Source organism: Couchioplanes caeruleus (genome assembly GCF_003751945.1).
Classification (GTDB): Bacteria; Actinomycetota; Actinomycetes; order Mycobacteriales; family Micromonosporaceae; genus Actinoplanes; species Actinoplanes caeruleus.
This window is the reverse complement of sequence record NZ_RJKL01000001.1, coordinates 611,853-634,355: the sequence shown is the minus strand read 5'-3', so window position 1 is coordinate 634,355 and position 22,503 is coordinate 611,853. Positions and strand designations below refer to the sequence as shown.

Here is a 22,503-nt window from a genome sequence, read left to right as displayed (position 1 = left end):
TCAGCGTTGTCCGGCACTGTCGGCCCTCTCGTCGGCGGCGAGGTAGCCGGACATCACTCGGACCGCGCCGGCGACCGCGCTCTCCACCTCGGCGACCAGCGCGGTCAGGTCCTTCTCGCTGGTGCCGGCGATGGCCCGGCGCTCGACCTCGGCGCAGGCCTCGGCGAGCGGATCGGCGCCGAGCAGCGCGCTGGACGACTTGAGCGTGTGCGCGGTCGCCCGCAGCGCGTCGTGGTCCTTCTTGCGCAGCGCCTCGGCCAGCGCCGAGCGGCGCCCGTCGAGCTGCGACAGGAACGTGTTGACGGTGGTCACCACCAGCGCCCGGTCCTCGAGCTGTTCCTCCAGGTCGCGCAGCTTGCTCAGGTCCGCCGCGTCCACCTCGACGGCGGGCTCGGCGGGCTTCTCCGGCTCCTCCGGCGTGGCGGACAGGTACGGCTCCAGCGCCGCGCGCAGCTCGGGCAGCGTGATCGGCTTGCTCAGGTGACCGTCCATCCCGGCCTCCAGGCAGCGTTCCTTGTCGCCGTGCAGGGCGGTCGCGGTCAGCGCCAGGATCGGCGTGGTGTTGCCCTCGGCGCGGACCCGCCGGGTCGCCTCGAGCCCGTCGACGCGGGGCATCTGCAGGTCCATGAGCACCACGTCGTAGGACGTCTCGCCGAGGAGCGCCTCGACCGCGGCGCCGCCGTCGGCCACCGCGTCGCACTCGACGCCCAGCAGCTCGATCATGCGGCGGAACACTGTGCGGTTGACGTCGTTGTCCTCGGCCAGCAGCACCCGGCCGCCGGCCAGCGGCGGCACCGTGACCGGCGCGCCGCGCACGCCCGTGCGCTCCAGGTTGAGCGCCGCGACCAGGCGGCCGAGCACCAGCGGCGCGGTCAGCACACCGGGCTTGCGCACGATGCCGGTCCGCGGGTCGGTGGTGCTGATCATCAGCGCCCGGCCCTTGGGCCCGAGCGCCTCGATGACGGCGTCGGCGCGGCGCACGGCCTCGGGGTCGTGCGAGTCGTCGCACCACAGCAGCGTGTCCACATCGGGGATCCGCTTGGTCAGGTCCTCGAAGCGGGTCGACACCGGCTCCGCGCCTGCGCTGGTCAGCAGCCAGGACAGGGCGAGCAGCGAGCGCGGTGACGGCGCGACGACCGCGACCCGGCGCCGGGTCAGCGGCAGCGGCAGGTGCATGGCCGGCTGGTCGGTAGCGGCCTTGAGCGGCAGCCGGATCAGGAAGTGCGAGCCCTCGCCCGGCTCGGACTGCACGTCGATCGTGCCGCCCATGCACTGCACGAGGCGGGCGGCCAGCGCGAGGCCCAGGCCGGCGCCCTCGTGGCGGCGCGCCGCCGAGGAGTCGGCCTGGACGAACGGGGCGAAGATCCGCTGCTTGTCCCGCTCACCGATGCCGGGACCGGTGTCGGAGACGGTGATCAGGTACGCGTCGTCGCCGTCGCGCTCCGCGGTCACGATGACCTCGCCGGTCTCGGTGAACTTCACCGCGTTCCCGACCACACAGGTCAGCACCTGGCGCAGCCGCTGGATGTCGCCGAGCACCGCCGCCGGCAGGTCCGGCGCGGGGGCGGCCAGCAGCAGGATGCCCTTGCGGCGGGCCTGCTGCTGTAGCGGCTCCACGATGCCCTCCAGCACCGGCCGCAGCGCGACCGGCTGCCGCTCCACCCGCAGGCTGCCGGTCTCCAGCCGGGCCAGGTCCAGCAGGTCGTCGGTCAGCGCCTTGAGAGAGTGCACCGAGCGGTGCACGCTGTCGACCACTTCGCGCACGCCCTGCTGCAACGGCTGGGCGCGCAGCAGGTCCACCGTGGCGACCACGGCGGTGACCGGCGTACGGATCTCGTGGCCCAGCAGGGCGAGGAACTGCGACTTGGCCTGCGCCACCGCGTCGATGTCCGCGTCCGCGTCACCGCCCAGCGGGGCGGCGATGCGCTCTACGGTGATCAGCCGCCGGTGCGCGCCGCAGTCGCTCTCCAGGTGCGTGACGCGGACGGTGTTCTCCACCTTGTCGCATCGGCACGGGAGCACGGCCGGCGCCGCCTGGGGCGTCATCCGCTGCACGACCGCCGGCAACTGGTGGTGGGCCGGGCAGCCGGTCTCCGGGGTCAGCGTCGCACCCTCCAGGGGGTACGCGCCGCCGCCGTCCGGCCGCGACCAGCGCCCGTTGGCGACCAGGACACGGCCGTCGGAATCCACGATCGCGGCCGGGCCGGGAACAGCCTCGACCAGCGTGCGCGCCGCAAATCCCATGCGCTGACCTTTCGCAGAGCGGGACCCGGGGAGTCGAGTCCGTTCACCCAGGCTGGACATGCCTGGGGGCTACGAGGTCTGCGTTCGGGAGCAGTCGGGTTTCAGCGTTGCGGGGCGGGGCCCGGGCAGGCTCAGGCGATGGCGGCGTGCCGCGAGCGGTATCCGGCCGGGGCGGACGTGCGGGCGGCCGGGCGGCGCTGCGACCGGCGGCGGTGCAGGCCGGCGAGCGCGAGGCCGGCGAGCGCGAGGCCGGCGACCGACCAGGGCAGGACGTCTGCCGGGCCGCGCACCGCCGCGCGCGGCGGCACCGCGGAGATCAGCACCCGCGCGGCGCCGGAGACCGACCGGCCCGCCACGATGATGCTCGCGCCGGGCTTCCCGGCGACGATCAGTTCCTCCGGCACGGTGAGCCGCACCCGGCCGTTCTCGTCGCTGCGGGCCTGCTGCAGCGGGCTGTCGCCGAGCCGCACGTCCACCACGGCCTTCGGCCGGTAGGCGATGCCCTCCACCTGGAGCTGCCGGCCGTCCTCGATCCACGTCAGCACGAGCTGGTCCATGCCGCTGGTGCCGGCGGCACTGGCCGCGGTGGCCGGTGCGAGCACGACGGTCCCGAGGCCGAGCACCGCCAGGACGACGACGAGGACGCTGCGAACAGACGTGGGAAGGTTCCGCATGTCCCCCAGCGTGCGGCACGCCAGGCCGGTAGGGGAACGGACCCGAGCCAACCTTGCCCTTCGCCTGAGCGAACCTTGAGCCGGCGCGCCGGCGAGGTGCCGGACTCAGCTCGGTGGGCCGCGCGCCGATGGGGTGGACAACGGACCCGGGTGCGGGCTGCGGCGCGGGAAAGACCTCAGGTCGGCGGGACCAGGACCGATGGCAGGGGCGCCGGAGCATGCTCCGGTCCCGTTCACGCGCCCGCCAGGAGGGATCGTCATGTCGCTCGATCTCGCCGAGAGGCCCGTCGCCGAGCGGCCCGCGTACGCCGCTGAGAAGCCCGCGTACGCCGTCGAGCGGCCTGCGTACGCCGTCGTGCCGCTGCGCGTGGACTCCGACCCGCCGTCGCGTCCTCCCGCCCGCCACCGGCAGCGCTGGTCTCTGCGGGACCTGCCCGGCCTCGCGGACCGGTTGTGGCGCCCCCCGCTGGGCGTAGCCGTCGCGATCTTCGCGTCGTGCGGCCCGACGCACTCGCTGGGGTACACCGACTACGTCTTCAACGCCGTACTCGTCGGCCTGGGGTTGAGCGGGCTCGCCCTCCCTCTCGGAGTCATCGGGCTGCGGTACAGCGTCCCGCACGAGCAGACCGAGACCGGCACCACCCCCTTCCCCCCGGCAGGAACCCGCGAATGACAGCCACCATCGGAGCCCGGCACCGGGCCGCCGCACCGGCCCGGACCGGCACCCACCGGGCGCTCAACGCGCTGCGCACCGTGGCGGCCGTGCTCGTGGTCGTCTACCACCTGCGCTCCCTGCTCTTCGTCGACGCCGCCGAGGCGGGCGACGACGCCCTGACCCGGGTCCTCTACGCGCTGACCGGGCTGGGCCCGGCGGCCGTGCTGGTGTTCTTCGTGCTCAGCGGCTACTGGGTGGGTGGCAGCGTGCTCGCCGCGTTCCGGCAGGACCGGTTCCGCTGGGCGGGGTACGCCACCGCGCGCCTGAGCCGGCTGTGGATCGTGCTCGTTCCGGCCGTGGCGCTCACGGCGGTCCTGGACCACCTCGGCCTCTCGCTGCTCGGGCACACCTCGATCTACCTCGGCGATCCGGCCTACCACCACATCGTGCCGGCCGAGGACCTGGCCGGGCGGCTGGACCCGCTGACCGCCCTGGGCAACATCGGCTTCGTGCAGACGATCGCGGTGCCGACGTACGGCACGAACGCCTCGCTGTGGTCCCTGGCCTACGAGGCGGCGTTCTACGCGATCTTCCCGCTGGCGCTGTACGCGTGGAAGGGCGGTGGCGGCGTGCGGGCGCGGATCCTCAACGCGGTCCTGCTGCTCGTCGTGTGCGCCGTGGTGGGCACGGCCGTCCTGATGTACCTGCCGGTGTGGCTGATGGGCGCCGGTGTCGCGTTATTCCGCCGGCCGATCGCCGAGCGGCTGGTCATGCTGCGCCCGCTCGCCCTGACGCTGGCCCGTGCGGCGGCATCGGTCGCGCTGGCGGCCGCGATGTGGGCCGCCCAGGCCAGCTACTCCAGCCGCAACGTGCTGCTGCTCGCGGGCGCCACCACGGTCCTGCTCGTCCTGCTCGTGGAGGACCTGCACTGGACCGGCCTGCCCGGCCGCGTCCTCGACGCCCTCTCCGGCTACGCCGAGTCGTCGTACTCGCTCTACGCGGTCCACCTTCCGATCGCCGCGATGATCGCGGCGCTGCTGACGCCGCAGGTCACGCACCGCTGGGCGCCCTCGCCCGCACACTGGCTGGCCCTGGCGGCGCTCAGCGCCGTGCTGGTCGGGGCCGGCTGGCTGTTCGCCTGGGTCACCGAGCGGCACACGCCCCACCTGCGGGCCCTGCTCGACGGCGCGATCCGGTCCGCCGCACGGCGCACCGGCGCCTGACCACCGTTGCGACGACCCCACGACCGATCTCGTGGGGTGCTCCCCGCTTCCCGCCTACCGCCGGCACACTCCCGGCGGCGGGCAACGAATGGAGAAGGAATTTGAGCAGGAACTCCCCCGGAAGGGCGGCGCTGCTCGGCGTCAGCCTGCTGACCACCGTGGCCGCCCAGCTGGCTTTCGTCTCGCCGGCACCGGCCGACGTGCCGGACGCGCCCGCGTACAGCCTGGCTCCGACCGTCGGCGACCCTGCGCTGACCGCGCAGGAGTGCGCGGCCGACCCCGGCTGTGCGGTCGCGGGCGCACCGCGCGGCGCCGGCCTGGACGACTGGGCGGCCCTCAACGGCGCGATCGCCGCGGCGGCCGCCCGGAGCTCGTCCGCCGCACCGGCGACCGTGTTCCTGCCGGCCGGCGTCTACACGGTGACCAAGCCGCTGAGCCTGCCGCCGAACGTCAACCTGCGCGGTAGCGGCATGACCGCCACCACACTGGTCATCGCGCCGGGCAGCCACGCGAGCTTCAACTACTCGTTCCTCGTGCGTCCCGACAACACCGCAGACCCCGTCGAGGGCAGCACCAACCTGGTCTCGGACCTCGCGGTCAACGGCAACTGCAAGGCCGGCGCCGGGCTGACGGACGAGGCCGTCCTGCCGGGCACGGCCTGCGACCACGGTGCCGGCAACAACGCCGGTGGCGGGATCTCGGCCGGCGACCGGTGGACCGTCCAGCACGTGCGGTTCACCAACATCGAGTACTTCAAGCTGTGGATCCGGGCCACGACCGGCGTGCGGGCCGTCGACAACCGCTTCGACAACCGTGGCGGCGCCGCCTCCGGCGACGAGGACAACATCGGCGGCGGCGGTAACGCCACCGACACGGTGGTGTCCGACAACCAGTTCGACGGCACCCAGCTCGGCAACGCCCTGGACGTGGTCAATGCCAAGGGCCTGGTGGTGCGCCGCAACACGGTCTTCACCGACCCGGCGATGCTGACCCGCTTCAAGCGGCCGACCAACGGCTCGCTCTACCTGGAGGCGGTCACCGACTCCGAGGTGAGCGACAACCTGTTCCACGGCGCGAACCTCGTCCTGAAGTCGAACGCCGGCTACACGCCGACCGGCACCAACAAAGACGTCACCAACCCGGCCCGCATCGTCGTGCGCGGCAACCGGTTCGTGGGTGCCTACGACGCCGGTATCACCGTGGCCTACAGCGACTACAAGGACTCGGACGGCACGTACGGCCGCGTCGACGCGCCGGTGGATCCGGGTGACACCGTCAACCACACCCTGTGGTCGGGCGGTGCCAACGTGATCACGGACAACGTGATCGAGAACTCGGCCGAGGGCGGCATCGTCGTGCTCGGCTGCCTCCAGGCCGCCAAGAGCATGCCGGACACGATCGCCGGAAACCACGTGACCAACCCGGGCGGGCGTGACTCCAGCTTCAGCACGGGATGCGCCACGTTCGACTCGGTCGGCATCGGCGTGGGCGTCGGGCGCGGTGACCGCATCTACGGCAACGTGGTCTCCGGCCCGGCGACCACCTGGTACGGCATCCAGATCGGCTCCCGCACCGCGCCGACCACGGTGACCGACACGGTGCTCACCGACCCCAGCGGCACCTACCCGGACAACTCCTTCGGCCCGCTCGTCGTCGGCCCCTACCGGTACGGCAGGAACACCCCGGAGTCGCCGGTGGCGCAGCCCGCCGTCAGTACCCCGGACGGGACCACGCTGACCTGGAAGGAGGTCTACGCGCTGCCCAACGTCTTCGTCGGCGGCTACCGGATCTACCGCGGCGGCGCCCTCGTGGCCGACCTGCCCGTGGGCGGGGAGATCCCCGGCAACCTGCTGCCGGCCGACGCGGCCACGCTGGAGAACGGGCTCGGCGGCTGGACCGCCGCCAGCCGTACGTCCGTCAGCCGGGTGACCGGTGCGGCCGCTCCGGGCGTGGGAGCCGCCTCGCTGGCGCTCACCACCACCGGCGCCGGCCTGATCGGCGCGACCGGCCCGCTGACCCCGGTCACGGCGGGTCAGACGTACACCGCGGTCGCGTCGTACCAGGCTCAGACCACGGGCCGCAAGGCGCGTACCGGCGTGCAATGGCTGGACGCCTCCGGCGTGGCCATCGGCACGAAGATGTACAGCAGCAACCAGTACACCGTCGACGGCACGGACCGCTGGATCACCAGCTCGTACACCGCCCAGGCTCCGGCCGGTGCGGCCTATGCCCGGGTGCTGTCGGCCATCGACAACGCCGTGGTGGGCGAGGTCCACCTGATGGACCGGATCGGGCTGGTCGTCGGCACCGCCACCGAGGCCTGGACCGACACCGAGGGCACGGGCCCGTACGACGTCGTCGCCTACCAGGCCGGCGGCGCGGCGGGCAGCGAGTTCTCGATCCCCACCAGGATCACCGCCCCGTAACGCCCCAGGCGGCGCCGCCCGACTCAGGGCGGCGCCGTCGCGGCCGATCAACCTGGGGAAGCGCGCGACCGCCGGTCGCCGCGACCGGGTCGGGAGGGGTCGCTGTGCCGGAAGGGGCTGGGGTGGTGAGGCGCGTGTTCAGCCATGCCGGCTGGCTCGCCGCCCGGCCGTACCTGATCGTCTTCGCCATCTCCTCGCTGATCGTCAGCCGCTGGTTCCGCACCGGCACCTTCATCGCCGGCGGCGACATGGGTGCCTTCATCCGGCAGGGCTGGGCGCCCGAGGCGTTGTGGGCCTGGAACCACCAGACCACGGGCGCCGGCTCCGCCGGTTACACCATGGCCCGCGGGTTCGAGTTCGTGGTGATCTGGGTCTGCAAGGCGGTCGGGCTCACCGAGTACTCCGCCCAGTGGCTCTTCTACACGCTCATCTACGGGCTGGTCGGGTTCGGGATCGCCTACCTGGCGGGCGCCTTCGTCCGCAGCGAGGCCGGCATCGTGGCGGCCGGCGCGTTCGGGGTGCTCAACGGCTTCTTCCTGACCCGGCTGCCGAACCCCCTCAACATCATCTCCGTCGGCTCGGTGGCGTTGATCACCGGAATCGCGATGCGGGTGGCCATGGGACGGCGGGTGCCCGCCCCGATCGCCGGCTTGGCGCTCATGCCGACGTCGTTCCTGTCGTTCAACCCGCCCATGCTGGTCGTCGCCTACGCGTGGGCGGTCGCCGGCACGCCGCTGCTGGCCCTGCTCGTGCTCGGCCGCCAGCCGGCCGTACGCCTGTTGAAGTGGTTCGTGGCCGCCACACCCTGGGCCATCGTGCTCAACGTGTACTGGCTGATACCGCTCGCCATGAGCTTCGTGGGCGGCGGTGGCGCGGCCGCGAACGCCACCTTCCAAGACCCCACCAACTGGTCCTGGTCGCAGGTCAACAACACCCCGCCGAACATCCTCACCATGGTGGCCAACTGGGCGTGGTTCCGGCCGCAGTACCTGCCGTACGCCGCGGACCTGGACCGGCCCGCGTGGATCTGGATCCGCTACATGCTGCCCGTGGTGGTGTTCGCCGCCCCGCTGCTCGCCCCGCGGCGGCTGCGCCGGCTGGCGTTCGGGCTGCTCCTGCTGATCCTGGTCTTCGTCTTCCTGGCCAAGGGCCTGCGCCCGCCCCTGAACCAGTTCAACATGTTCCTGTACCTGCACGCGCCCGGCTTCTGGCTGTTCCGCGAGCCGATGAGCAAGCTCGGGCAGCTGCTGGTCTCCTTCTTCGGCATCATGATGGCGATCGCCGTGGAAGGCATGCTCGCCCGGCTGCGCGCCTCGGGGCGCTTCCGGCCGGGCTGGCCGCGGCGGCTGATCACTGCGGCCGCGGCGACGCCGGTCCTGCTGGTGCTGGCCTACCCGTATCCGATCTACACCGGCGAGGTGATGCCGGACGAGCGGCCCACCCAGCCCTCCGCCCACGTGCGGGTGTTGCAGGACTGGTGGGACGTGGCCGACAAGATCAACGCCGACACCCGTCCCGGCAAGGTCCTGGTGCTGCCGCTCGACGACTACTACCAGATGCCCACGACCTGGGGATTCTTCGGCGCCGACAGTATCGCGAACCTCCTGATCAAGCATCCGATCGTGGCGCCCAAGCCGGGCGGCTACTTCGGCGAGACCCCCGGGTTCAACGCCAGCGTGCACGGCATCGAGAACGCGTTGCTGGCCGGCGACCTGGCCCCGGTGCCGAAGCTGCTGGAGGCCATCGGCGCCAGCAGGGTGATCATCCGGCACGACCTGGTGCGCGGGCTGCCGAACCGGTACTTCGCCGACGACCGGGTGCTGTCGGCGGCCATGGCGAAGGTGCCGGGAGCGGAGCTGGTCTCCGACGGGACGCTGCAGCTGTGGCAGTTCAAGGGCGGCACCAGCCCGACCGTGCGGACCTTCGACCGGGTGCTGGACGCGCCCGCCCGGGCGGACGCCGGCGCCGCGGTGCTGGGCACGGTGGACGGCCGGACGGGCATCGCGGCCCGCGTCGACACCACGTTGGTGAGCTTCAACCCGCAGGTGGACGACACGGCGGTGGTGACGCCGGACGTGGTGCACTGGCCGGTGCCGCCGGTCGACTCCGGCTCGCCCACCACGACCGTCGACGTCGCCGCGGGCACCTACACGCTGGCCCAGCGCGCGCGGGCCGCCGCGGTGCTCGTGCCCCGGATCGACGCGGCCCGCAACCGGCTCCTGCTGGAGGACCCGGCCGTGGTCAAGATCGACGGCAAGGCGGTGTCGCGGCGTCCCGTGCTGTCCCTCCCGCTGCCCCGGGGCCGGAAGGTAGTCGCGCTGAAGGTCGGCAACCGTACGGTGTCGCTCGACGGCCGCACCGCCTCGACCGTGCCGGTCGGCTCCGCCACCACGCTCACTCTGCTGGCCGCCGCGCCGAAGCCCGCGGACACCTCCGCGTACTCCCCGGTGTTCGACTGCAACAACTACGAGCCGCGCCCGTGGAGCGAGCTGAAGCTGTCCGCGACCGTCACCGGCGGCACCGTACGGCTGAGCGCCGCCGACCACGCCGCGTGCACCAAGGTGGTGGCCCGCAACACCGTCGCGGGCCAGCTCTACCGGGTCCGGCTGCAGTACCGGCACGTCACCGGAGCCCGGCCGCAGATCTGCCTGTGGCAGGCCGGCGTGTCCGGCTGCGAGCTGGCCGCCCGGCCGGTGCTGGACGACGACTGGACCTCGTACGAACGCGTCGTGACGATGGACAGCCTCTCCGACGAGCTGCAGGTCATCCTGCGCGCGGACGTGGGGGAGCGGCTCAAGCCCAAGACCGTCGCCGAATACCGGAGACTGCGGATCGACGCGCTCGAGGCGGTCGCGACGCACACCGTCTTCCCGCCCGCGATCCCGGAGGTCTCGGTCAAGCTCACCGCCGGCAAGCACGAGCTGCGGGTCGACGGTGGCCCCTCCGGCTCGATCCTCTCGCCGTTCGAACCGCTGGACGACTGCTTCCGCTACGACGACGAGACCGTGGAGGAGGCCGGGCTGGAGGCCGACACGCAGGTGGGCGCGGACGGCGAGACCACGTACACCCTCAAGGCCGTGCGGCACCTGGCCTGCATCGGCTCGCTCGCCGAGGACATGGGCGCGGCCTCGCTGTACGAGTACTCCATGGAGGCGCGCAGCGTCGCGCTGCGCAACCCGAAGTTCTGCCTGTACCTGCGCGGTCCCGACCTGTGCCGCACGATGCCCGGCGTGGCGGTCTGGAACGGCTGGACCTCGTACGAGACGTTGGTCCCGCCGGACCCGAACGCCGTCGAGGCCCGCATCTACCTGTACGGCCTGCGCGATCCCAAGGGCAAGGAGCAGTCGCAGGTGGAGTACCGCGGCGTGCGGATGCGCCCGGTCAACCCGTCGGAGATCGTGATGGTGCGCCAGGAGGCGCCGGCCGTGACCTCGTCGGTGGTCTACCGGAAGGAGAACCCCACGCTGTTCACCGGCACGGTCACGACGTCGGGCCCGACCGCGGTCGCGCTCGCCGAGAACGCCGCGCCCGGCTGGGTGCTCACCGGCGCCCCGGGTGCCCGCAAGGTGACCCTGCAGGGCTGGATGAACGGCTGGCTGCTGCCGCAGAGCGGTGCGGTGACGGTGCGCTACACGCCCGCGCGGATCGCCCGGATCGCGCTCTACCTGCTGCCCACCGGGGTCGTCGCCTCACTGATCTTCATGTACGCGGTCCGGCTCCCCGAGGGCCGGCCCGGCGTGTGGACGATGCGGCACCGCCGGCGGCGGCGCGTCGAGCTGCTCTGGGCGCGCCGGCCGCGCCTGCGCCATCTGCTCCGGAGGCGGCACACATGAGCGTTCACCTCGCCCGTACGGTGGCCGCGGTCGTCGGCACCTCCCGGCGCCGCCGCGTCCTGTCCGCCACGATCGCGATGCTCGTGGTACTGGCGCTCGTCCTCGTCTGGCTGCTCGGCCGCTGCTCGACCGCGCCGGACACGGTCCGCCTGGCCGCCGTGGGCGACATGGCCTGCGACCCGGACGACCCGGACTTCGTCACCGGCGCCGGCGACCACTGCAAGCACAAGGAGGCGTCCGACCTGGCGGTCGGGCTGAACCCGGCGGTCTTCCTCGGGCTCGGCGACTACCAGTACGAGCTGCCGGCCACCGAGGCGTTCCGCACGGTGTACGGGCCGACGTACGGCCGGCTGCTCAGCCGTACCGTGCCGGTCATCGGCAACCAGGAGTACAAGGTGCAGGACGCGAACACGTTCACCGCGTACTTCGGCGACCGGTTCAGGGACGCGAAGGGCTACTGGTCGCAGGACATCGGCCGCTGGCACCTCGTGGTGCTCAACTCCAACTGCTCCGCGGTGGCCGGCGGCTGCGGCAAGGGCTCGCCGCAGCAGGCGTGGCTCGAGAGCGACCTGGCCGCCAACGATCGCGCCTGCGTCATCGCCGCCTGGCACCACCCGCGCTGGTCGACCGGCATCGCCGGCCCCGACGCCCGCACGGCCGAGCTGTTCAGGACCCTCTACGATCACCAGGTGGAACTCGTGCTCTCCGGCCACGAGGCCGACTACGAGCGGTTCGGACCGCTCAACCCGGATGGCAAGTCCGACCCGCTGGGCGTGCGCCAGTACGTCGTCGGCACCGGTGGGCAGGCCCACTACCGGCCGGCGTCGGCGGACGGCGCGGGCGACGAGAAGGGCGAGCCGAAGCTCCGCGCCGGCATCCCGGGCAGCGAGTTCGCCGATTTCGACCACCACGGGGTGCTGGAGCTGGAGCTGAGGCCCGACTCGTGGCGCTGGGCGTTCCACCGGGTGGGTGCGCCGGTCACCGACCGGGGCGAGGCGTCCTGCCACTGAGCACGGAGGCGTACGCCTCGGCGGTGGTCTCCGCGACCCGCTCCCAGCCCATCCGCTGCGTGGCCGACTCGAGCCCCGCTTTCGCGTACCGCTGCCACGTCTGTTCGTCGCGCAGCAGGGTGACCAGCGCGTCCGCCAGGGCCGGGGCGTCGTCCGGGGGCACCGACAGGCCGTTCACGCCGTGGTCGAGGACCGCGCGGACGCAGGCGACGTCGGTGCCCACGACGGGCAGCCCCACGGCCATCGCCTCGACCAGGGCCATCGCCGGCGGCGAGGTGGTGTAGTCGAACTTGAACGGCCAGGTGCCCACCTGCGCGGCGGACAGCTCGGCCAGCAGGTCCGGCACCGGCTCGGTGACCACCTCGATGGCCTCGCCGGCGGCGCCGGCCCGGGCCAGGATCCGCGGCAGCTCCGGTCGCGGGATCAGCAGCAGCCGCAGCCGTACGCCGGGCACCTGCGCCCGGACCCGGCCGAACGCGGCCAGCAAGGTGTCCAGGCCGCGGACCGTCTCCGAGCGACCGGCGAAGACGATGGTGGGCCGCTCCCGGTCGAACCGAGCCCGGCGAGGATCGGCCGGCGCGCCCGAGGTGAACCGGATGACGTTCAGGCCGCGCCGGCGGCCGAGCCGGTCGGCGACCCGGGGGTCGGGGGTGAGCACGGTGGTCATCCCGGCCCGGCGCAGCGCGGCGGCGGCGAGCGGGACCGGCAGGACCGTGCTCACCAGGACCCGGACTCGCAGCACGTTGGAGGCGCGCATCTCGGCCACGGTGGCCCGCCGCCACGCGCCCGGGCTCGGCAGGGTCGGCCAGGCGTACGCGGTGAGCAGCTTGCGGTACGGGCGCAGCACGGGAAGCAAGGCCAGGAACGGCCCGAGCGCGCCGGCGTGGAGATGCACCAGGTCCGGCCGGATCTTCTCGAGCGCGTCCCGCAATGTGTCGGAGCGGCCGAGCGGGAACGTCTCCAGCGCGCCGCCGAGCTCGTGCACGCCGGCGAACGCGTCCTGACCGTCGAGCGCGTGGGTGGTGACGAGGTGGTGCTCGCCGGCGACCCGGTGCGCCATCTCGGTGACCGTACGTCCCATCGCCTCCTTGGCGGAGAACTCGGAGATCAGGTGCGCGACCCTGGTCATGCCGTACCTCCCCGGACACCGCGGCCGGGCGTTCGGGTGGCCATCCGTTTCCGCAGATGGCCGAGCGCGCCGAAGCCGAACTCGCCGATCTTCATCGTCCACAGGCCGCCGTAGAGCAGCGGGTGCGAGAAGGCGTACGGGAAGTTCCTCAGATAGAGGCCGAAGCGGTTGAAGATGTTGGTCTGCCACCGGAACGCCTCGGGGTGCTCGGTGGCGAAGAGGTCGGCGGTGGCGGAGTAGCCCAGCTTCTTGCGCATGGTCCGGTACAACCGCAGGTCGCCCTCGTTGTGGTAGAGGAAGCTGCGGGTCCGGCCGATCTTGTACCCGGCCTTGCGGACCCGCAGGTCGAAGTCCTTGTCCTCGGAGAAGACCATGCGCTCGTCATGGCCACCCAGCTTGTCGTAGATGTCGCGCGGCACGCAGCGCAGCGACTCGATCTGCTCCACGCCGTCGTAGATCTTCTTCTCCAGCCACTTGCACCGGGCCCAGAACGTGGTGCCGAACGACTCCTCCGGGATGACCAGGGCGTCGTACCCCTCGGAGATCAGGTCGGCGCACTCGCCGATGAGGGTCGGGGTGACCTTCATGTCGGAGTCGAGGTGCAGCAGGATCGACCCGCGCGCCTCGGCCGCACCGCGCTTGCGGCCCTGGGCCAGCGAGCGGTTCTCCCGCAGGTACGTGACGTCCAGGCCGTCGGCCCGGAACCGCTCGACCAGCGCCTCGGTGCCGTCCGTGGAGCGCAGGTCGTCGTTGATGATCACCTCGAAGTCGCGGTACCGCGAGGTCTGGCAGGAGGCCAGGAAGTCGCGCAGCAGCGGCTCGCTGTTGTAGGCGGGAACGATCACCGACACCACGGGGCGGCTAGTCATTTCCTCATATTATGAGCGGCTTCGTCGGCCTCGCCCGGAAATGCACCGAGCCGGACCCGTGAGGGGTCCGGCTCGGTGTGGGTGATCGAGCTTGTCAGCCCAGCAGGCGGGCCCAGTAGACCAGCTCGTCGATCTGCGCGGCGGTCAGGCCGGGCTTCTTGTCCTTCTGCTCCTTCTGCACCTTGCTGATGTAGAGGGCGTACTGTCCGTGCTGCAGCTTGTTGACCAGGTCCTTGCCGAGGCCCACGGTGGCGTTGTTGGCCGCGAGGTAGCGCTGCGTCAGGGCGATCAGGCCCGGCACGGTCGCCGTGACCGTGTAGGTGGCGGACGCGGGCGCCGCGACGTTGCCCGCCACGTCGGTGCCGTTGCCGCAGACGGCCGTGTACTGGGCCTTGCTGTCCCGGCTGACGCTGAGGCCGGCCTGCTTCGCCACGCCGGAGACGGCGTCGCTGGTGTCGCAGCCCAGGATCGGCATCGCACCCAGCGTGTAGGTGCTGCGGCTGAGGCCCTTGACCTGCACGGCGGGAGCGGTGGTGTCGACGTTCAGGCCGGTGACCGCGGCGGCCGTCGTGTTGCCGGCCTTGTCGGTCACGGTGCCGGTGGCACCCTGGCCGGCGCCGTCGGTGCCGACGAGGACAGAGGCGGGGCAGGTCTCGACGCCCGAGGCGGCGTCGGCGCAGGTGAAGTTCACCGTCGGCGCGGTCCGGAACCAACCGGCGGCGTTCTTCGTGCCCTCCACCGTGGCGGAGTAGGTCGGCGCCGTGCGGTCCATGCTGACCTTCACGCTGGTGGTGGTGACGTTGCCGGCGTTGTCGGTCGCGGTGCCGGTGACGACCTGGTCGCCACCGTCGGCGGTCAGGGTGACCGGCGAGGAGCAGCCGCCCACGCCGGACTGGGCGTCGGTGCAGGTGAAGATGACCGAGACCGGGCCGTTGTGCCAGCCGTTGCGGTCCGCCGCGCGGGTGAGCGCCGCGCTGATGGCCGGCGGGGTCTTCTCGGGCGCCGGCGGGGCCGGCGGGGTCACCACCGGGGGCGTGACGACGGGAGCGGTCGGGTCGGTCACCGCGAGCAGCGTGGAGCCGCTGCCGTTCGCGTTGTACGGTCGCACGTCGACGACCCAGTTCTTGCCCAGGGCGAGGTTGATGACGCCCGAGTTCGCGGGGGCCTTGACCTTCAGCGAGCCCTGGTTGGGCTTGTCGACGCCCCAGTTGACCAGGACGAAGTCCGGCTTGGGGCCGGTCGTCGGCGCGTCCCACGAGACGTCCACCAGCGTCGAGTTCGCGCGGCGGGTGGCGACCACGCCGGTCAGGTCGGCCGGCTTGTACTTGTCGATCAGCGACTTGCCCATCACGGCCGAGCAGCTGCCGAACTGGTTCTGCGGGGAGACCTGCACCATGTAGGTGCGGGTCGGGTCCAGGTTCGGGAACTCGTGGCTGGTCGCGGTGACGACCTGGTCGGACAGGACGGCGTTGTCGGAGTAGCGGATGAGCTGCATGCGGTAGCCGGTCAGCGGCGCCTCGCCCGTCCACTCCGGAACGCTCCAGCTGATGGTGCCGGTGCTGCCGGTCGCGCCGGTGCGGCCGGGCACCGCGCCCATGATGCCGCTGGGGGCCAGCGTCCGGGCGGTCACGAAGTCGGTGTACTCGCCGGCGCCGTCCGTGTTCTCGGAGGCCACCCGCACCTTGTACGACACGCAGGGGTTGCCGGTGGTGTTGATCGTGTAGGTGGTGGTGTCACCCGGCACGAACGTGACCGTCTCGGTGGTCCCCTGGATGAAGTCGATGCGGTAGAAGCTCGCTCCGGCGACCGGCTGCCACGACACCACGATCTTGGCGGCGTCCTCGGCGGCACGCGCCACGGTCAGTCCCTGCGGCGCGGGCAGTGCGGTGGTCATGTCCGACGCGAGCGCCGGGGTCCCCGTCAAGGCCAGCGACGCGGCCACGGCAGCGGCGCCGGTCCCAGCCAGCAGTCGTACGCCCATGTTTCCTCGTCTCCTCATCGGCTGCCCCGTCGGCGCCGCTGATATGTGGATCGGCCGCGTACCTCAAGCTGGCCGCAAGGCGGCGTCAAAGAAACCTGAAGTTCTCCGGGCCCCGTCAGGCGGCAGGGGGCAGCTCGGTCGCGGCGGGCGGCAGCGGCGTACGGGCCAGCGCGGTGCCGGGCACGCGGGCGTGCTCGCACACCGCCTCGAGCAGCGTGGTGGCGACGTGGTCCCAGGAGTGGGCGCCGCCGTACGGCAGCGGCGCGGCGGCGGCCGTCGTCAGGCCGGGAAGCAGCTCGACCAGCCGGCGGGCCAGCGCCTCGGGCTGCGGCGGCGTCACGACCCCGCCCGCCGCCCGGGTCGAGTCGCGCAGGCCGGGCACGTCGTACGCGATGGTCGAGGTCCCCAGGGCCGCGGCCTCGGTGACCACCAGGCCCCAGCCCTCGCGCACGCTGGTCGCCAGGTGGACGTGGGCGCGGGCCATCCGGTCGTGCTTGTCCTGCTCGGACACCCGGCCGAGGAACTCGACGCCCTCGGGCGCCGCGGCGCGCAGCTTGTCCAGCAGGGGACCGCCGCCGATCATCCACAGCCGCAGGTCCGGGATCTCGCGGCGGGCCAGGCCGACCGCGCGGATGACCTCCCAGGGCCGCTTGTAGCTGACCATCCGGCCGCAGAACACCGCCGTGGGCGTGTCCTCCTTGTCGACCTGGGGCAGGGTGGCGGGCGGCTCGTAGCCCTCGGGCACGACGGTGACGTCACGGGCGCCGAAGCGGATCAGCGCGTCGCGGGTCGAGTCGGAGACCGCGAGGATGGGCGAGCCCGACAGCCGGCGCAGCCAGCCCGGCTCCAGCAGATGCCGGCCGAGATGGGCGACCACCGGCGGGGCGTTGTGGTGCCAGATCTCCTCGCAGGTCTGGTGCACCAGGGCGATCGTGCGGGCGCCGTCGTCGACCCACTCGTGGGCGAAGAAGGGCACCGTGTTGGTCTCGTCGACCACCACGTCGAAGCGGCCCCGGCCGTAGCGGTTCCACCAGCGCCGCGCCTCGCGGTACACCGTGAACCGGTTGCCGGCGCGGACGACGCGGTACCCGTCCACGATCTCCGCGGCGGGGCGCCCGGCGACGGCCGCGGCGAACAGCGTCACCTCGTGGCCGGCGGCCACCCAGCGGCGCAGCACCTGCTCGGTGTAGACCTCCGCGCCGCCGGCGGCGGGGTGGGTCAGATCACGCCAGTTCAGCACCAGGATGCGCACGTCGGGTCCTCCGCAATTCAGGCCGCGGTAGCGGCGGTACGGGAAGGATCGGCATCGGCGGGTGCCACTTGAACGTTCGCGCGAGGGGCGCGCGCCCAGCGGCGGCCCTCCAGCACGACCATCGCCAGCAGCGTCGGTGCCAGGGCGGCGGCCGAGCACGCCGCGATCTGCGAGCCCGAGCCGTGCCACGTCTCGATGAGCGCGATCTCCAGCACCGCACCGATCCACGGGACGGCGATGAGGCGTGAGCGGCGGGCGAGCGCGGCGTTGGTCAGGACGGTGACGAACGAGGTCAGGGCGGCCACCCCGGCCAGGGCCTGGACGAGCCCGGTGGCGTCGGCGAACCCGTCGCCGTAGAGGATCGCCAGCACCAGCGACGGCAGGGCGACGACCGCGGCCGCGCCCAGCACGGCGGGGCCGGTCACCGCCGCGCCGCCGGTGATCAGGGCGCGGGTGCGCCCCGGCGTCGGCCACGCGGCGAGCAGCCGGGGGAACACCGCGGCCATGACGCCCGCGGGCAGCGCCAGCACCGTCTTGGCCACGGTCGCGGCGGCCACGTACGAGCCCGACTCGGCATCGCCCAGGTGGTGGCGTGCGAGCAGCAGGTCGGCGGTGGAGAACAGGAACAGGCCGGTCACCGCGATCCCGGCGTGCGCGACGGCGCCCAGTCGCAGGCCGGTCGCGCCGGTGCGCCCGGCCGGTCCGCGCAACCGCGGGACGGCGACCAGCAGGGCCGCCAGCTCCGAGACGACGGTGCCGGCCAGGGCGCCGGAGACGCCGAACGGCACGACCAGGGCGAGCCCGAGCCCGAGCCGGACCACGGTGGAGAAGACGTAGGTGGCGGCGACCGTGCCCACCTGCCGGTCACCGAGCAGCAGGCCGCGCGCGGCGGCCACCACGGCGGCGGCGATCAGGTACGGCGCCAACTGCACCGTTTCGGCCAGCGACGCCAGGTGGAAGTAGTCGCGCAGCAACGGCGCGCAGAGCAGCACGACCAGGGCGGGCGGCAGTGACCACAACGCCACCGCGCGCAGCGTACGCCGGGCCGTCTCCCGGGTGAGGCCGTGCTCGGCCACCAGCGCGGATGCGGCGGTCTGGAGTGCGCCCAGCGGGACAGCCAGCATCACCATGGCGCTGAGCACGGCGCCCAGGGCTCCGTACGCGCCCGGGTCCAGCATCCGTCCGACCACCGAGTGGAAGGCGAGGTTACCGGCGCTCTGCACGGCGACCGCCACGGCGATCGGCGCGGCGCCCCGGGCGGCGAGACTCGCGATACGGCGGGCAAGAGAGGTCACAGGGTCTCTATCGGCCGTCCGACGCGGGACCTGTCTGTTATTTGGCGGGGCTGCGTCACGCAAGTGGACACGCATGATGCGTCCGCCGGTCCATAATCGGGGTGAAATGACCAATTCCTGGCAAACAGGCGCGGAACAGCGACCGACGCGGGACGTCGCGGCGGGCGCCGACGACTCGCGCTCCGGGCCACCGAGCCGCGCCGACCTGCTCGAGGCGGTCGTGGCCGCCCTCGACGCCACGGGTCAGCGCTGGGCCTGGCAGGGCGACGCCGGCGCGAGCGAGCGCTGGGCGGCCGACACCGGCCCCAAGGACCTCGACATCTGGTACGCCGCGCCACCGGCGCCCGGCGACCCGATCGACGTGCTCGCCCGGACGTACGCCGGTGCCCGGGTGGCCGAGGCGCACGATCCCCGGCGGTTGCGCCACGTGAGCCTCTCCGTCGAGACGACCACCGGCCCGGCCGTGGTCGACGTCACCCACGGTGACCTGTGCGTCGGACCGGTGCTTCTGGTGCCGGCGGGACAGGCGACCATCGACACCGGCACTCACCGGCTCACCGGCGCGGCGGCGACGGCCGACCTGTTGGTACGCCCGGTGCTGCGCGGCCGCCTCCCCGAGCCGGAACGCCTCGCCGAGGCCCGCGCTGCCTGGGACGCCGCCGACCCCCGGCACCGCCAGGAGTTCGTCTGGCGGCTCACCAAGCAGCTCGGTGCCCGGGTCGCCGCGGATCTCGTCGCCGTCGCCGGCGGTGCGGAGCCCGACCCGCGGCTGCCGCTGCGGGCGCGGGTGCGCCTCGCCGCCCGCAGCCTCGCGCCGTCGGTCGTGGGCTCGACCTGGGCGCAACGCCGGAGCGTGCTGCCCGCCGCCGGCGCCGCCGGCCCGCTCGGACTGCGGGTGCGCGGCGTGGTGGTCGCGCTGGTCGGCACGGACGGCTCGGGTAAGTCGACGGTCGCCGACGGCCTGCACGAGCGGCTGCACCGCTACGGGCTGCCCACCAGCGCCGCGTACTTCGGCATGGCACGGGGCAACCTGCCCGGCGTTGCCCTTGCCCGCCGGCTGCTCGGCGTCGGCTCCACCGCCCCGGCAGCCCCGGCAGCCTCGGCGGCCGCGCCGGCTCCGACCGGCACGCCCGCGTCCCCGGGTGAGGGCGCCCCCGCCGACCACCGCGCCCTGCGCCGCGCCGCCGCCTGGTTCTACGCCGGGGAATACCTCTGGCGCTATCTGCGCAGCGTCGCGCCGGCCGTGGCCCGCCGCCGCGTCGTGATCGCCGACCGCTGGGTCTACGACCTGCGCGAGTCGCCATGGCCGGGCTCCCGCGCCGCGCGCGTAGCCGAGTTCGTGGTGCCCGCGCCCGACATCCTGGTGCTGCCGGACGCCCCGGACGAGCTCATCCACCGCCGCAAGCCGGAGCGGTCCCGGGCCGAGCAGGCCGGGCAGCAGCAGCGGTTCCGTGAGCTGCTCACCGAGCACCCCGCCCGGTGCGCCGAGATCGTCGTGGACACGTCCGGCGACACCGCGGACCCGCTGGCGCCGCTGGTGGCAGCGGTGGTGCAGGCCGCACACGGTCCACGGCGCCGCCGGCGGTGACCCTCGTCGCCCGTCGCCGGGGCGGTCGGCACCACCGTGCCGCACCGGCCGAGGCGCCGGCCTACGTGCCCCGGCACCGGCGGCTGCCGGGCGTCGACCCGCGCGCGGCCCGGCTGGCCGCCGAATCCGGGCTGCTGGGCCTGATCGCCGGGTTGGCCGTGGTCGCACCCTGGACCCGGGAGGGCTACCTGCTGCTGCTCGACTGGGTGTCGGGCCCGAACCAGGCCATCACACCGGGGCTCTACGGCCTCGACCCGGCGGCGCTGGACGCGCTGCCGTACCGGCTGCTGACCGACGCGGTGCGCTCGGTCGTCGGGCCGGGCGCGACTAGCTGGCTGGTCGTCCTCTGCTACTTCCCGATCGCCGCCTCCGGCGTCTCCGCACTCGCCGCCGGCGGGCGGTGGCGCCGCCACAGCGCCGCGCTCTTCGCCTGCTGCAACCCGTTCGTCGTCGAGCGCGTCCAGGCCGGGCACGTCGCCTTCCTGCTCTCCGTCGGCCTGCTGAGCTGGCTGCTCGCCTCGGCCGTGCGGGCACGCCGGCGCGGCACCTGGTTCGCCGCCCGGCCGGCCGGCTGGTACGCGATGGCCATGGCGGTCGGCCCGCACGCCGCCTGGCTCGGCGGCGCCGGCCTGCTGGCTGTCGCGCTGCTCCCGCGCCCGACGCGCAAGGACCTGGCCCGCACGGCGGTGGTGATCGCCTGCGCCGCGTGCATCTACGCGTACGCCGTCACCGTACTGCTCAGCGCGATCCTCACCGTCCGCGTCGGCGGCCAGGACCTCGAGGTGTACGCCCCGCACGCGGGCTCCGGCGGCATGCTGGCCACCCTGGTCTCGCTGCGCGGTTTCTGGCGCGGCGCCGCCGACAGCAGCCCGCAGATCGGCCTCGGCCTCGTTCCGGCGGCGGTGATGCTGGCGGCGGCGGCCGCGGGACTGGCCCGGCTCTGCCGCCGAGGCCCGCTCGCCGGGGCGCCGCTGGCCCTGCTCGCCGCCGTCGGGCTGCTGCTCGGCGCGGGCATCGAGGGCCCGCTCGCCCCGGTCTACCGATGGGCCTTCGACGCCGTGCCACTCTTCGCGGCCATGCGCGAGCAGCAGAAGTGGGTCGCGCTGACGATGCTGGCGTACGCCGTCGGCATCGGGGTCACCGTGGAGGCGCTGGTCGGCGCTTGCCGCAAGGCGCGGCCGTCCCTGGTCCGCGTGACCGCGACGGCCGCCCTGGTGATGATCGCGGGCGTCTACGCGGTCGTCGCCCCCTCGCTGGCGTGGGGCCTCGGCGGCAGCGTCCGCGTCACCCAGTACCCGCAGTCGTGGCACACCGCCGACCAGATCATGGGCGACGGCGACGAGGCCGTGCTGTTCCTGCCGTGGCATCTCTACCAGCCGTTCGCCTTCTCCGGATCACGGACCGTGGCGACACCCGCAGCGGCGTTCTTCCGCCGCCCGGTCCTCAGCAGCGACGCCGTCGAGCTGGGCCCGGTGCGGACGAACTCGGTCTCGCGCCGGATGGCGTACGTGCAGCGCCTGGTCGCCGCCGGCGGCGCGGGAGCCTTCGGCCGCCTCGTGGCCCCGCTCGGCGTGCGCTACGTGGTGCTGGCCCGCGACCGCGAGGCCGACCTCTACGTCTGGCTCGAAGAGCAGCCCGACCTGCGCCGCGTCCTGCGCACCCCGGAACTCGACGTCTACCGCGTCGAGGCCGACGGCACCGGCCGGGTGGCCGGCGCCCGGCCCGGCGGCTACGACGAGGCGGTCGCCCTGGCCGCCCGCAGGGCGCTGGGCACCGAGGCGATCCTGGAGACCGGCCCGGCGCGGGAACCCCTGCCCTCGGCCGCCTCGGGCGACCTGCGCCGGACCAGCTCGACGAGCTGGGACGTCGCGCCGGGAACTCCGGGCTGGGTGGTGATCCCCGAGGAATGGTCACCGGGCTGGTCGGCGGGCGGCCTCCCCAGCGCTCCGACGGCGGCCGGCACGGTCGCCGTCGAAGCCGGCGCGGAAGGGGTCACGGTCCACTACGAACCGTGGCGGTGGCTGCGCCTCGGCCTGATCGCCTCGGTGGTCTCGCTGCTGGTCCTGCTGGCGGTGGGCGTCCTGGAACACCGCCGAGACCTGGTCCGCTGGTGGGCGGTGCCGTACCCCGAAGGCCCGTCACCACCGCAGGCACCGCCCACCGGCCGGCCACCGCGGTCCGGACCGGTGCCCAGCCGGCACTCCGCCGCACGAGCCGGACCCCGGTAGCTGGAGCAAGGCAGCTTTCCGGATCGCACCGCTCAGGAGAAGGTCCAGTTGTGGTAGGTGCGCCGGCACCCTCACGGTCGGCGCCGGAATCTCCGC

The 22,503-nt window shown here is 73.4% G+C and carries 14 protein-coding genes; 7 read left to right on the top strand and 7 right to left on the bottom strand.

Annotated elements, in window-relative coordinates; translation table 11 throughout:
* Positions 1-2,244 (bottom strand): ATP-binding protein, encoded by a 2,244-nt coding sequence (locus EDD30_RS03075; RefSeq protein ID WP_071808880.1) that lies wholly within the window; start codon positions 2,242-2,244, stop codon positions 1-3.
* Positions 2,245-2,375: 131 nt separating this feature from the next.
* The gene (locus tag EDD30_RS03070; RefSeq protein WP_071808879.1) at positions 2,376-2,918 is read right to left on the bottom strand and encodes a hypothetical protein; all 543 of its coding nucleotides are present in this window, start codon (positions 2,916-2,918) and stop codon (positions 2,376-2,378) included.
* A 259-nt stretch (positions 2,919-3,177) separates the two neighbouring features.
* Between EDD30_RS03070 and EDD30_RS39720 the strand changes: the two genes are divergently transcribed.
* From EDD30_RS39720 to EDD30_RS03045, 5 genes are all read left to right on the top strand, one after another.
* On the top strand, positions 3,178-3,591 hold the full coding sequence (locus tag EDD30_RS39720) for a hypothetical protein (RefSeq protein WP_211278003.1): 414 nt from the start codon (positions 3,178-3,180) through the stop codon (positions 3,589-3,591).
* On the top strand, positions 3,588-4,796 hold the full coding sequence (locus tag EDD30_RS03060) for an acyltransferase family protein (protein WP_071808878.1): 1,209 nt from the start codon (positions 3,588-3,590) through the stop codon (positions 4,794-4,796). Before EDD30_RS39720 ends, EDD30_RS03060 begins: the two co-directional genes overlap by 4 nt.
* Positions 4,797-4,897: 101 nt before the next feature.
* Positions 4,898-7,222, top strand: coding sequence for a glycosyl hydrolase family 28-related protein (locus tag EDD30_RS03055; RefSeq protein ID WP_071808877.1), 2,325 nt, complete (start codon positions 4,898-4,900; stop codon positions 7,220-7,222).
* A 134-nt stretch (positions 7,223-7,356) separates the two neighbouring features.
* Entirely contained in the window at positions 7,357-11,055 is a 3,699-nt protein-coding gene (locus EDD30_RS03050) for a hypothetical protein (protein ID WP_244945091.1), read from the top strand.
* Positions 11,052-12,065 carry a metallophosphoesterase family protein gene (locus tag EDD30_RS03045; protein ID WP_071810303.1) on the top strand — a complete coding sequence of 338 codons (1,014 nt, stop codon included), beginning with the start codon at positions 11,052-11,054 and terminating at the stop codon, positions 12,063-12,065. The genes EDD30_RS03050 and EDD30_RS03045 overlap by 4 nt, the downstream gene beginning before the upstream one ends.
* Here EDD30_RS03045 and EDD30_RS03040 read toward each other — a convergent pair.
* The 5 genes from EDD30_RS03040 to EDD30_RS03020 all read right to left on the bottom strand — a co-directional run bounded on the left by EDD30_RS03040 (position 12,034) and on the right by EDD30_RS03020 (position 18,591).
* Positions 12,034-13,194: a glycosyltransferase family 4 protein gene (locus EDD30_RS03040; RefSeq protein ID WP_071810304.1), complete on the bottom strand. Its 1,161-nt coding sequence runs from the start codon at positions 13,192-13,194 to the stop codon at positions 12,034-12,036. The two genes, EDD30_RS03045 and EDD30_RS03040, sit on opposite strands and share 32 nt — an antisense overlap.
* Entirely contained in the window at positions 13,191-14,063 is an 873-nt protein-coding gene (locus EDD30_RS03035; RefSeq protein WP_084558060.1) for a glycosyltransferase family 2 protein, read from the bottom strand. Before EDD30_RS03035 ends, EDD30_RS03040 begins: the two co-directional genes overlap by 4 nt.
* A 94-nt stretch (positions 14,064-14,157) precedes the next feature.
* Positions 14,158-16,044 carry a fibronectin type III domain-containing protein gene (locus EDD30_RS03030; RefSeq protein WP_071810306.1) on the bottom strand — a complete coding sequence of 629 codons (1,887 nt, stop codon included), beginning with the start codon at positions 16,042-16,044 and terminating at the stop codon, positions 14,158-14,160.
* A gap of 115 nt (positions 16,045-16,159) precedes the next feature.
* Complete coding sequence (locus tag EDD30_RS03025) at positions 16,160-17,296, bottom strand: glycosyltransferase family 4 protein (protein WP_084558064.1); 1,137 nt, start codon at positions 17,294-17,296, stop codon at positions 16,160-16,162.
* Positions 17,297-17,313: 17 nt separating this feature from the next.
* Positions 17,314-18,591, bottom strand: coding sequence for a lipopolysaccharide biosynthesis protein (locus EDD30_RS03020; protein WP_211353737.1), 1,278 nt, complete (start codon positions 18,589-18,591; stop codon positions 17,314-17,316).
* Between the two features lie 106 nt (positions 18,592-18,697).
* On the opposite strand from EDD30_RS03020, the gene EDD30_RS03015 reads away from it, so the two are divergent.
* Both EDD30_RS03015 and EDD30_RS03010 read left to right on the top strand, forming a co-directional pair.
* On the top strand, positions 18,698-20,179 hold the full coding sequence (locus EDD30_RS03015; protein ID WP_244945090.1) for a thymidylate kinase: 1,482 nt from the start codon (positions 18,698-18,700) through the stop codon (positions 20,177-20,179).
* Positions 20,176-22,407 (top strand): hypothetical protein, encoded by a 2,232-nt coding sequence (locus EDD30_RS03010; protein ID WP_244945089.1) that lies wholly within the window; start codon positions 20,176-20,178, stop codon positions 22,405-22,407. Before EDD30_RS03015 ends, EDD30_RS03010 begins: the two co-directional genes overlap by 4 nt.
* Positions 22,408-22,503 lie beyond the last annotated feature (96 nt).